We start from the raw sequence: 11019 nt of genomic DNA, 5'->3' as shown, positions 1-11019 counted from the left end.
AGCCGGCTGCGCAGGATACGCAACTGCCGCTGATGCCGTCCGAATTGTTTGGCATGAGCGTAGCGACCCGCCATCATCGCGGCTGCCTTGGCCACGCGAGAATAGGATTGCCGCAGCCTGACGCCGTGCTGTCTCGCCAGGCGGTTGAGCCCCCTGATGGCCGCATGCAAGAGCTTGGCATCGGTCGGAAAGGTGATGGCCTTCGGTTGCACTGTGGTGTCGACCGTGACCCGCTTGAGGTCCTGGCCGCGCAATGCGCCGGCCTCGTGCGCCACCCGCAGGCTCTCAGCCAGCAGCAGCTCCAGCCTGTCGCCGAGCCGCTTGCGCCAATGGCTCAGGTCCGAGCGCTCGTGCGGGAAGGTGTGCTGGAAGAACTCTTCGCCGGTGAAGAACTGGAAATACGGATCGTGGACCCAGCGCTCGCACACCCCCTCATCGGACAGCCCGTAAATGTGCTTGAGCAGCAACAGCCCGATCATGAAGCGGGTCTCGATCCCGGGCCGGCCGTTCTCGCTGTAAAGCGGAGCGATCTCGCTATCGATCCAGCCCCAATCGATCTTGCCGGCGAGCAGAACCAGCTCGTGCTTCATGTTGATGATCTGGTCCAGCCGCGCCCGGAACAGATCATTTGATCCCGTGGTCTTGTGCTTCTTCGGCCGCATCGTCCCCTCCGATGCGCAACAGAATCATGGCCCGTCGTAAAAGGAAATCAAAAACCAATTTGCAGGGTTTGGAAGCCTCAAGCTCCAAATCCCTGCAATCTTAAACGTCTCCAAGCCCCGAAAACAGACTCCCGCCCAATCGCTTAAAGCCTTGTTCACGGGCGACTAGTCACTGTGCGGATCGCGGCAGGCAGATCAATGGAGGGGACATGATGCGGCAGCCGCAGGGCCCCCATTAGCAGGCTGGACGGGATGTAGTCCGACGACAGGATGTCCAGCAGGCCCTCGCGCGCGAGATCGACGGCGGCGATATTGCCGGAATGCGAACCGCCGCGCACCACGTTGGGGGCGCCCATTAAAACATTGATGTTGGCCGCGTGCAGACCACGCGCAGCTTCCAGCGTCGTCGGGAATTCGGCCACGACAACGCCCTCGCGGACCGCATCGGCAACATCTTGCTCGGTCGTGTCGTCGTGGCTTGCGAGTGGAATCCGGTGGTCTCGTGCCAGCGCGACGATCTCGCGCATATTGGTCGCGGCGTAGGCCTTCTGGTTGGTCAAGCGCTTCTCGAACAGCAGGTCGAGCTCGGCGTCTGTCTTACCGCCATCCTTGCGGCGGTAGTAATCGCGCAGCTTGCCTTCGTCCCGGAACTGGCGCTGTCCTGGCGTGTGGTCCATCAGCGACATCAATCGCACATCGGGGAGGCCGGCGAGCACCCTGGCCTCGTGGACGAGGCTCGGCATCGGAATCTCGCACCGGAGGTGGAGGAAGTGATCGGCGCGCAGAAGGTTGCTGTCGCGCGCGGATGAGATGGCCGCCGCCAGAGTGGATGTGCGCCCCTGAACTTCATCCGCATCATCCTCGCGCCAGGCGCGCAACGAGTCGAGCACCGTCGTGATGCCAGAAATCGCAAGCTGTCCATCGTAGGCGATCACGGCAGCCATCGGATCCCAGAGCACCTTCGGACGCGGCGTGTAGTGCGCCTCGAGATGATCGGTGTGCAGCTCTATGAGCCCAGGCGTGATCAGGTCGCCGCCGACGTCCTCCGCGCCTGCGGGCGCCCTACCCTCGCCGATCTCCGCGATGTGGCCGCCAGCCACGGCGATCCAGCCTCGCTCAATCATCTGGTCTGCCAGCACGATCCGGGCATTGGCAATCAAGGCCTCGCTCGGCCGCTTGCACATTCTATTTACCCTTCAGGCCGCGGCAGCGAAGCCGGTCACATCGATGATACGGTCGGCAATCTGCCGACGGACCTCGTCGTCATGGACGATCGCGACCATGGCTGTGCCTTTGCGCTTCGTCTCGCCGATCAGGTCCACCGCGACGGCTCGGTTGGCAGCATCGAGCGAGGCAGTCGGTTCGTCGAGCAGCAGGATCGGAAGGTCCGAGATGAAGCCTCGTGCGATGTTGACCCGCTGCTGCTCGCCGCCGGAAAAGGTCGCAGGCGGAAGCTGCCAGAGGCGCTCGGCAATATTGAGCCGATGCAATGCCCTGCCTGCGCGATCATTGGCTTCAGCGCGCGTCACGCCATTCGCGATCAGGGGCTCTGCGACGACATCAATGGTCGCAACACGCGGTACGGCGCGCAGGAACTGGCTGACATAGCCGATCGTGGAGCGCCTGACAGTGAGGATCTGACGCGGCTCAGCGGTAGCGATGTCGATCAACGTGCCCTGATGCCGGATGTCGATGCGACCACCGCCGCAGCGGTAATTGGCAAAGATCATCTTCAGGATCGAGGATTTTCCGGCGCCGGAAGGGCCGGAGAGCACGACGCACTCGCCGGCATCGACCTGGAAATTCACGCCGCTCACGACCGGCAGCTCGATACCGCTCTGCAAATGCATCTTGAACGTCTTTTGCGCGTTCGTGACGTTGATCATAACGCTCATTGGAAAGCTCATGGCGAGAGAATGGAGGAGACAAGCAGTTGGGTGTAGTGTTCCGCAGGATCGTCCAGCACTTGATCGGTCAAGCCGGTCTCGATCACTCGCCCGCCTTTCATGACCATCAGACGGTCCGATAACAGCCGCGCGACCGCCAGATCATGGGTCACGATGACGACTGCCAGATGCAGCTCTCTCACGAGATTACGCAGAACATCAAGGAGACGCGCCTGCACTGAGACGTCAAGGCCACCGGTTGGCTCGTCCATGAACACGAGCCTCGGCTGGGTGACCAGATTGCGCGCGATCTGAAGGCGCTGGCGCATGCCACCGGAATAGGTCCGCGGCGTATCGTCGATGCGACCGACCTCAATTTCGACTCGCTCAAGCCAACTCGCAGCGGTATCGCGGATATGGCCATAGTGGTTCCACCCTACAGCCATCAACCGTTCGCCGACATTGGCGCCGGCCGAGACCGCCATGCGCAGCCCCTGCGCTGGGTCCTGATGCACATAACCCCAATCGGTGCGAAACAGGAAGCGGCGCTCGGCTTCGCCGAGTGTCGAGAGATCGCGCGTGATGCCGTCGCGCATCCGGTAAGATACGCGTCCCTCGCCTGACGACTGCTGGCCCGACAGAATCTGGAGCAGCGTCGACTTGCCGGAGCCGGACTCGCCGACAATAGCCAATATCTCGCCGGGATAGAGTGTAAAGGAAACATCCTGGCATGCGATGATCTTGCCGAACGATTTGCTCAGACCGTCGGCGATCAGCAGCGGCTCATCATTCTCGGGTAGGTTTTGATTAGCCACGTGCCACCCTCTCCTTGTACAGGGCCGAGATCACGCTGCCGGTATGGCGAGCCGCTTGGCGGCCTTCGCAATAATCACTGTCGGAGCACACGAACATGCGGCCGCCCTTATCGTCGGTGACGATTTCATCGAGATAGGAGTCTTCCGAGCCGCAGAGCTCGCAAGGTGCGTTGAAGCGATAGGGCACAAAGGGATGGTCCTCGAAATCGAGCGACACGACTTTCGTGTAGGGTGGAATCGCATAGATGCGCTTTTCCGTTCCGGCACCGAACAATTGCAGCGCCGCGCAGTTGTCCATCTTGGGATTGTCGAATTTTGGCGTCGGCGACGGGTCCATCACGTAGCGATCGTTCACCTTCACGGGATAGTCGTAGGCGGTGGCGATGTGGCCAAACTTGGCAATGTCTTCGTAGAGCTTGACGTGCATCAGCCCGTATTCGGCGAGTGCGTGCATACGCCGCGTCTCAGTTTCGCGTGGCTCGAGGAAGCGAAGCGGTTCCGGGATCGGCACTTGGTAGACCAGCACCTGGTGCTCCCCAAGCGCCCTCTCCGGGATACGATGACGCGTCTGGATGATGGTCGCATCCGCCGTTACAGTCGTGGTGGCCACACCGGCGGTCTTGGCGAAGAACTTGCGGATTGAGACCGCATTGGTGGTGTCATCGGAGCCCTGATCGATAACCTTCAGCACGTCATCGGGCCCAAGTATCGCGGCCGTCACCTGCACGCCGCCGGTGCCCCAGCCATAAGGCATCGGCATCTCGCGGCTGGCGAACGGTACCTGATAGCCGGGGATCGCAATTGCCTTCAGCAGCGCGCGGCGAACCATCCGCTTGGTTTGTTCGTCTAGATAGGCGAAGTTATAGGCGGGCGAACTCATTCCGCAGCCTCCTCGACCACCAAGGCTTCGTTCGCCTCGGCGAATTCCTGCCGCAGCTTGCGCACGAGGCCGAGTTCGGACTGAAAGTCGACATAATGCGGTAATTTCAAATGTTCGACGAAACCGGCCGCCTGGACGTTGTCCGAATGTGACATGATGAACTCCTCGTCCTGGGCGGGCGCGACAAGGTCCTCGCCGAGTTCGCGGGCACGCAAACTGCGGTCGACCAGCGCCATCGACATGGTCTTGCGCTCACTGTGGCCGAAAGAAAGCCCATAGCCGCGGGTGAAGCGTGGAGCTTCCTTGGCCGAGCCGTTGAACTTGTTGACCATTTGGCATTCGGTGAGCTCGATCGAACCCAGTGGTACAGTGAGGCCGGCATCCTCCGCAAAGAATTCGACCTCGACCTCACCGAAGCGGATCTCTCCGGCAAAGGGATGACTCCGGAAATAGCCGCGCACGTTGGAATAGGCCATCGCCAGCAGAAAGCCCTCGTCACCCCGTGCGAGATTCTGCAGGCGCACGTCGCGCGCAGCTGGGAAACGCAGCGGGTCGCGCGTGAGATCGCCCGTGATCTCCGCAGGCGCTCCTTGCGGCGAAGGCTCGATCAGCCCGTCACTGCCGAGGATGTCAGTGATGCACGGCGTTGACAGATCGGCCGCCTCAGTAATGGCCGGCTCCTCGGGAATAAAGCCTTGTTCGAGCGCGGGATCGAGCAATCGATGGGTATAGTCAAACGTCGGACCAAGGATCTGGCCACCCGGAACATCCTTAAAGGTCGCCGAAATGCGCCGCTGGACACGCATGTCGGCGGTATTGATCGGCTCGGCCGAACCGAAGCGCGGTAGGGTCGTGCGAAAGGCGCGCACCAGGAAGATCGCCTCGATCAAATCACCGCGCGCCTGCTTGATCGCGAGCGCCGCAAGATCGCGATCATAGAGCGAGCCCTCGCTCATGACACGGTCAACGGCCAGGCTGAGCTGCTCCGAAATCTGATCGAGCCCCAATTCAGGAACGCTTCTATCGCCACGCCGCTCATGTGCTAGCAGACGATGAGCGTTCTCGATGGCGCGCTCCCCGCCCTTCACTGCAACATACATTGTCTAGCTTCCTCTTGTGACAAGTCGCGTCGTGCGTGGGATCGCAATGACGGCATCGCCGGCCACCAGGATCGTGTCGATGCCACGCGGAAAGAGCGCCTCGTTAACGCGCAGCCGTTCGAACAGATCGGCCGGCTGGATCGTCGCCTGGAGAGTCGCCACGCCTTGGATACCAGGGCCACGCAGGTCATAGCTGTGCCCGGTGTTGAGGCTCTCGACCTGCACAATCACCGTCGTCGAACGATCGGGATAGTCGCTGCTGCCGAAATCAAAATGCTCAAGGGCCGGAAGATGATCGCCGTCCGCGATCAGTGCAAAAGCGGCTAGGCTACAATCGTGGACCACAGGCGCGCCCGTGTGGAACTTCAGCCACCTCGGGACATCGAGGCTTTCGGCCATCTGCGTATCGAGCCAGAGCGGCGTGTCGTGATCGAACAGCGTAAGCGCAATGGCCGCCATGGCGGGCATCATTGGAGCGGGTGCGCCGGCCATCGGCGCGATCCGCTGCAACGAGGCTGGACGAGCCATCGCATTCATTACAGAGCGAAACGTCGATTGCACCGACAGAACCTTATCGGCGAAACCCGACGGCAATTCCGCGATTGTGTTCATGACGTCGCCTCTCCGCGTACCATGGTGTAGAAATCGACCTTCGTGGCCGCCGCCTGGCCAGCCCGCCGCTCGCGCCGCGCGAGGAGCTTGTCGCGGAGCGGTGCGGCGACCTTTTGCTCCAACGTGGCAGCGAAGGCGTGCGACTGCAGGAGCGCATCGCACAGCGCGATCAGCTTCGCCTTCTCCAGGTTGCGACCGAGCGCATAGCCGAAGCCGATTTCACCACTGGGAAGCCGCACGGCAGCGCGCGACACCGTCGCCTCGCCCAGATTGAACGGTGCCCCGTCGCCGCCGATACGACCGCGCAACATGACAAGCCCGTTTTCCGGCTCGCGCAGATTTTCGTAGGCCGGCAAGGAAATCGCGCGCAAGTGCTCAGCGATCTCACTGAGAACTGAGTGCGCCAGCACTGTCATCAGTGCCTTGCGCTTGATGTTTTGAATATCGCTTTGAGTCACCGTCACCACCGCCTTCGCTGCGATCTGGGACGGTCATAGCTTCCACGGACGTTTCGGCAAAACGAGTAATCTTGACGTCATTCGTGAGAAAAACTATCAGATCCACATGTCACGCGACCTGCCGCCTCTATCGTACCTGCGAGCTTTCGAGGCGACGGCCCGGCTCGGGTCCATGACCCGGGCAGCGGAGGAACTCGGTCGTACGCACGGAGCTGTCAGCAAGCAGCTGCAACTCCTTCAGGAGCATCTCGGCTTCCGCGTTTTCGAGAAGGCCGGGACGGGCATCAGGCCCAATCGATACGGTGAGGCGCTTCTGACCACTGTTACGGACGTCCTCGACCGCCTGGAGCGCGGCTATAAGAACGTGCGAAACCTCGCCGGCGAACCCAACGTTCACGTGGCCTGTAGTGCAACGTTCGCCATGAGGTGGCTCGTCCCGCGCCTTTCGGAGTTTTACAGGCAACATCCCAATTGGCGGATACAGCTCACGATGCATGCTCACGGCAGGAGCGTGCAACATGATGGCGTGGACGTCAGGCTGAGTTGGGACCGGCTTTCATTCCCAGGCGAGACAGTGGGAGCTCTTCCTCTGGCCGACGTCGTATTTGGCCTTGTCTCTGCACCCAGCTATCCGCTCAAAGCTCATGTTGCGCGGCGCAAAATCTCGACGCGCATTTCGCACGACGCGACGCCCGACATGTGGGATCGCTGGCAATCTGCTGTCGGTCTCAAAGTCGCTTCGGAGTCGGAGTTGAGCTTCCCACATACTCACCTCTGCATCAGCGCGGCAGCGGCTGGGTTGGGTGTAGCGCTTGTGGAACACCGGCTGGTTTCTGAAGAGCTTGCGGGTGGAAAACTCATCGCCCATCCGCGCACGCTTCGCATCGCGAACGGGTTTCTCGCTATTCCAAATCCTGGGCGAGAGGCATCCCCTGCGACAGCGGTGTTTCTTTCGTGGCTCCGCGAGATCCTAGCCGAGAAATCCTCCACCGTGGTCGAAAGTCGCTGAAAGGGCCAAGCGCTCGTTGTTAATTGCGAGGCTTGTTGATATCCATCACGACGCGTAGCGCAGCCTGCATTAGCAGGACGAACTGGAACGTTGGGATGAGAGGGTCGATTGAGATACCGAATCCGTTGACCTTCGAAGGTCGGTCGGTTTAGGCTAAGATAGATGCACCTGTAGCTCAGCTGGATAGAGCGCCACACGGTCGAATCGTGTCGGGCGCGCCACTTACAATTCTACGCCAGAGCAGGCTGGCGCATCCAGAGGCGCGCCGGCGTTCCTGCGATGCGCCAGCTCTATTCGGTGCTCTCGTCGGGGGGAGATGGGACGTGCCGGCGAAGGTCCATTCTGTCGTGGAGGATGCGCACGATTTCGATCGTGCTGTTCGGCACGACCCGGTACATCAGGAAATGGCTCCCCCGACGGCTACGCCGCGCAACGTGGAGCGTGCGAACGCCTGGCATGATCTCGTCGCGAGCCTTGGAGCCAGCTACATTGGGACCATCAGCAAGTTCGCCAATCGCCTGAATAAGGGTGTCCCGATAGACTCGAGATTGTCGCGCGCCAAAATTCTCAGTGGTCCATTTGAGGATGTTGGCAAAGTCGACCTCCGCGGCAGCGCCGAGACGAACGCGCCATCTCTGGTCGGCCATGAGGGCTCTATTCGGCGGTTCGGGAGATGACCTTCTCCGAGAGGTCATTCAAAAAGGTTTGCAACTCCTCGATATTCCCAAATTCTTTGAAGTCTCCTCGATCCAACGCGCCGACACCGGCGCGAGCCGCTGCCCGCAGGGCTTTCAGCTTGCCCGCGTCCTCCGCCTCGCGTTGCTCCACGAGCCGCAGTCCATCGCGCAGCACTTCGCTGGCGTTCTGATAACGCCCGGACTTGACGAGGGTCTCAAGGAGCTCTTCCTGGCGCTCCGTCAGCACGACATTTCTGGTGGGCATCGGCATCCTCTCAGGTGATCGAAAAGCGGGCCCGTATGGCATATTATGCCATACGGGCTTGATCCGCTCAACCCGAATATTGGCGCATACCCTTCAACCGCCGCGCGTGATCGACGTCCTGATCGCAGTTTCGACTGCCGCATCATAGCGCCACGGCGAAACAATAGTGCCCATCTTCATCGGCCGTGGCGCGCCATGGTTCTCGATGGCAGACGAGGCCAGTTCTTCCCTCCAATTGTCGCAGTCAGGCTTTACACAACGCCAATCGCTGATGCCAAACAACAGCGTCCAAAGTGCTCCTTTAGAGGCAGATGAGCGCGGCATCTGATGAAGTTGGGGCGCGATCGTCGGCCCAAAAACAAGTTCAACGCTTGCGATTGGTCGAATACCAGATATCCCAGGCTCGATGCGCCACAGTGGGTAGCTTAGAACCCGCGTCCTGTCCTTTCGTCCAATTCGTTGCACTTTCGTCGCCCGGGTGAACAGGTTGGTCGGGACCGACCTTCGACGCTAGCACAAATGAGGACAGACAGTTTAGCGCGAATCAGCCAACCATGGAGCCTGGAGCGCTCAAGCTCAGATAGTGGGGCTAAGCTAGTCCTCTTTGCAAATCCCGAGCTCAATATCGAGCCATCCCAACGCATTGACCATTGTACGATCGTCGCGGTTGATGACGACCGTCGTCGTCTCGGCCTCGATGATCGCTGGGCCCTCCAGCACATGGCCTGGACGCAATTTTTCCAGCGCGTAGACCGGAACCTCACACCAAGTGCCAAAGAAGGCCTGCCGTTTGCTTGCAGGCGGCGCGCTTGGCTCGGTCGCCGGCGTCGGCATGTTGGCTCCCTCACTTCTAGGAACCGCACCAACAGCAGCGACCCGCGCATTGACGAACACGACTTCCTGATCGCGGGAGGCGTAGGTGTAAAGTTCCTCATGGCGACGATGAAAGCGCTCTTCGACCTCAGCGACCAGCGCTGGCGCGGTGAGGTTGACGTCGCTGAGCGGTACGTCGACCTCGAACACCTGCTCTCCATACCGCATTTCGGCGGAGCGTTCGGTCACGACCGGCCCGTCAAACCAGCTGCGCAACCGCTTGGCAGCTTGCTCCTCCAGATCAGCGAAAATCTCGCGAATGTCTGAGGCGGTCGTACGGGTGCCTGCCTCGAAATGAGTGCGGCTCACCTCGTAACGCAGGTCGCTGGTCAGCATACCCCAAGCCGACAGCACCGAGGCGGCCGTAGGCACTATGATCCGCTTGATGTCGAGCTCGCGCGCTACCTCGGCAGCGTGCAGACCTGCGGCGCCACCGAAGCTTAGGAGCGCGAACTTCCGCGGATCGACGCCACGCCGCAAGGTCATTAGCCGGATGCCGTCGGCCATTTTGAGATTGACCAGTCGATAGATTCCGGCAGCGGCCTCGATGCGTGTCACACCGAGCGAAGCTGCGAGGCGATCGATTGCCGCCTCCGCCGCGGCCCGATCGAGTGGACGCCGTCCGCCCATGAATGCCGCCGCATCGAGATAACCCAACAAGATATTTGCATCGGTCACGGTCGGCTCTGTACCGCCGTTGCCATAAGAGGCTGGGCCCGGCATCGCGCCGGCACTTTCGGGCCCGACGCGAATGATGCCGCCGGCATCAACACTGGCGATAGAGCCCCCGCCCGCCGCGATGCTGGCGATGTCCAGACTGCGCAGCGCGATGCGTTGGTCCGCCAGCCGGCCGTCAGCCGACAGCGTCGCGCGTCCGTCCGCGATCAAGGAGATATCGGTGCTCGTTCCGCCCATGTCGAAGGGCACCAGATCCGGGAGCGCCAGCAGCTCCGCACAGCGGCGGGAACCGGAGATGCCGCCCGCAGGCCCCGACAGCACGGTCGCCGCCGCGAGACGCCCCGCCTCCTCGACCGGCGCCATGCCGCCATGGGAGAGAATGATGAACAAGCTCCCCGCGAACCCCGCCTCGGCCAAGCGGCGCTCGAGCCGCGTCAGATAGTGCCGCACGGCAGGACCGACATAGGCATTCACGATCGTGGTGGAGACGCGCTCGTACTCTTTGATCTGTGGCAACACGTCACTGGAGCGCGACACACTCACTCCGGGCAGCTCGCGTGCAAGCCGCTCTGCTGCCGCGATCTCATGGGACGGATTACGATAAGCATGCAGGAAGCAGATCGCGACCGAAGTGGCGCCAGAGGCGCGGATCAACTCGATGGCCTCGCCGAGCGAACCATCGTCGAGCGGCAGGAGCACGTCGCCGTTCGGCCGCAGCCGCTCGCGAACGCCGAAGCGCAGTTCGCGCGGCACCAGCGGCTCCGGCGGCGGGGTCCGTAGATCGTACCGATTGCCCTTCAATCCCTCACGCATCTCAATGACGTCACGGTGTCCCTGCGTGGTCAGCAGCGCGACTTTCGCGCCTTTGCGTTCGAGCAGCGCGTTCGTCGCGACCGTGGTGCCATGCACCAGCCGCTGCGTCGCCACCAACATATCGGCGCGCGGCATGTCGAGGCGCTGCGCGAGCTCGTTGAGCCCGTTCATCACGCCGATCGACTGGTCCTGCGGCGTGGAAGGAGATTTCGCGAACACGGTACGTCCGGTCGCGTCGATCGCGACCAGATCGGTGAACGTGCCACCAACATCAATGCCAATCGTCAACAT

Annotated in this window: 12 protein-coding genes; 1 reads left to right on the top strand and 11 read right to left on the bottom strand. The window is 61.5% G+C overall.

What is annotated here, in order from left to right:
• From K289_RS0128980 to phnG, 8 genes are all read right to left on the bottom strand, one after another.
• A partial coding sequence (locus K289_RS0128980; RefSeq protein WP_027554697.1) for an IS5/IS1182 family transposase occupies window positions 1-662 on the bottom strand: 662 nt, incomplete at its 3' end.
• 155 nt (window positions 663-817) lie between these two features.
• On the bottom strand, window positions 818-1846 hold the full coding sequence (locus K289_RS45485) for an alpha-D-ribose 1-methylphosphonate 5-triphosphate diphosphatase (RefSeq protein ID WP_084788758.1): 1029 nt from the start codon (window positions 1844-1846) through the stop codon (window positions 818-820).
• A 12-nt stretch (window positions 1847-1858) separates the two neighbouring features.
• Window positions 1859-2557 carry a phosphonate C-P lyase system protein PhnL gene (gene phnL, locus K289_RS0128970; RefSeq protein WP_027554696.1) on the bottom strand — a complete coding sequence of 233 codons (699 nt, stop codon included), beginning with the start codon at window positions 2555-2557 and terminating at the stop codon, window positions 1859-1861.
• An 8-nt stretch (window positions 2558-2565) separates the two neighbouring features.
• Window positions 2566-3363: a phosphonate C-P lyase system protein PhnK gene (gene phnK / locus K289_RS0128965; protein ID WP_027554695.1), complete on the bottom strand. Its 798-nt coding sequence runs from the start codon at window positions 3361-3363 to the stop codon at window positions 2566-2568.
• A complete protein-coding gene (locus tag K289_RS0128960; RefSeq protein ID WP_027554694.1) occupies window positions 3356-4243 on the bottom strand; it encodes an alpha-D-ribose 1-methylphosphonate 5-phosphate C-P-lyase PhnJ in 888 nt (295 codons plus the stop codon). Before K289_RS0128960 ends, phnK begins: the two co-directional genes overlap by 8 nt.
• Window positions 4240-5343, bottom strand: coding sequence for a carbon-phosphorus lyase complex subunit PhnI (locus K289_RS0128955; protein ID WP_027554693.1), 1104 nt, complete (start codon window positions 5341-5343; stop codon window positions 4240-4242). The genes K289_RS0128960 and K289_RS0128955 overlap by 4 nt, the downstream gene beginning before the upstream one ends.
• Before the next feature lie 3 nt (window positions 5344-5346).
• Window positions 5347-5955, bottom strand: a complete 609-nt coding sequence (gene phnH, locus K289_RS0128950; protein ID WP_027554692.1) for a phosphonate C-P lyase system protein PhnH — start codon at window positions 5953-5955, stop codon at window positions 5347-5349.
• The gene (gene phnG / locus K289_RS0128945; protein WP_371260863.1) at window positions 5952-6422 is read right to left on the bottom strand and encodes a phosphonate C-P lyase system protein PhnG; all 471 of its coding nucleotides are present in this window, start codon (window positions 6420-6422) and stop codon (window positions 5952-5954) included. The genes phnH and phnG overlap by 4 nt, the downstream gene beginning before the upstream one ends.
• Window positions 6423-6519: 97 nt before the next feature.
• Between phnG and K289_RS0128940 the strand changes: the two genes are divergently transcribed.
• Complete coding sequence (locus K289_RS0128940; RefSeq protein ID WP_051310919.1) at window positions 6520-7422, top strand: LysR family transcriptional regulator; 903 nt, start codon at window positions 6520-6522, stop codon at window positions 7420-7422.
• Between the two features lie 290 nt (window positions 7423-7712).
• Here K289_RS0128940 and K289_RS0128935 read toward each other — a convergent pair whose 3' ends face one another.
• The 3 genes from K289_RS0128935 to K289_RS0128925 form a co-directional block, all read right to left on the bottom strand.
• Window positions 7713-8069 (bottom strand): type II toxin-antitoxin system RelE/ParE family toxin, encoded by a 357-nt coding sequence (locus K289_RS0128935; RefSeq protein ID WP_027554689.1) that lies wholly within the window; start codon window positions 8067-8069, stop codon window positions 7713-7715.
• Between the two features lie 7 nt (window positions 8070-8076).
• A complete protein-coding gene (locus tag K289_RS0128930) occupies window positions 8077-8364 on the bottom strand; it encodes a type II toxin-antitoxin system ParD family antitoxin (protein ID WP_027554688.1) in 288 nt (95 codons plus the stop codon).
• A 594-nt stretch (window positions 8365-8958) separates the two neighbouring features.
• Window positions 8959-11019 carry a hydantoinase/oxoprolinase family protein gene (locus K289_RS0128925; protein ID WP_027554687.1) on the bottom strand — a complete coding sequence of 687 codons (2061 nt, stop codon included), beginning with the start codon at window positions 11017-11019 and terminating at the stop codon, window positions 8959-8961.

Source organism: Bradyrhizobium sp. Cp5.3, assembly GCF_000426265.1.
Taxonomy (GTDB): domain Bacteria; phylum Pseudomonadota; class Alphaproteobacteria; order Rhizobiales; family Xanthobacteraceae; genus Bradyrhizobium; species Bradyrhizobium neotropicale.
Note: the sequence above shows the minus strand (reverse complement) of the source record. Positions and strands in the feature narration are given on the sequence as shown.

Bases quoted from the DNA above. Each gene is read 5' to 3' on its own strand.
- K289_RS0128940 (WP_051310919.1), top strand. From the start codon at position 6,520: ATGTCACGCGACCTGCCGCCTCTATCGTACCTGCGAGCTTTCGAGGCG.
- K289_RS0128925 (WP_027554687.1), bottom strand. From the start codon at position 11,019: ATGTTGACGATTGGCATTGATGTTGGTGGCACGTTCACCGATCTGGTC.
- K289_RS0128935 (WP_027554689.1), bottom strand. From the start codon at position 8,069: ATGGCCGACCAGAGATGGCGCGTTCGTCTCGGCGCTGCCGCGGAGGTC.
- K289_RS45485 (WP_084788758.1), bottom strand. From the start codon at position 1,846: ATGTGCAAGCGGCCGAGCGAGGCCTTGATTGCCAATGCCCGGATCGTG.
- phnH (WP_027554692.1), bottom strand. From the start codon at position 5,955: ATGAACACAATCGCGGAATTGCCGTCGGGTTTCGCCGATAAGGTTCTG.
- phnL (WP_027554696.1), bottom strand. From the start codon at position 2,557: ATGAGCGTTATGATCAACGTCACGAACGCGCAAAAGACGTTCAAGATG.
- K289_RS0128955 (WP_027554693.1), bottom strand. From the start codon at position 5,343: ATGTATGTTGCAGTGAAGGGCGGGGAGCGCGCCATCGAGAACGCTCAT.
- K289_RS0128960 (WP_027554694.1), bottom strand. From the start codon at position 4,243: ATGAGTTCGCCCGCCTATAACTTCGCCTATCTAGACGAACAAACCAAG.
- K289_RS0128930 (WP_027554688.1), bottom strand. From the start codon at position 8,364: ATGCCCACCAGAAATGTCGTGCTGACGGAGCGCCAGGAAGAGCTCCTT.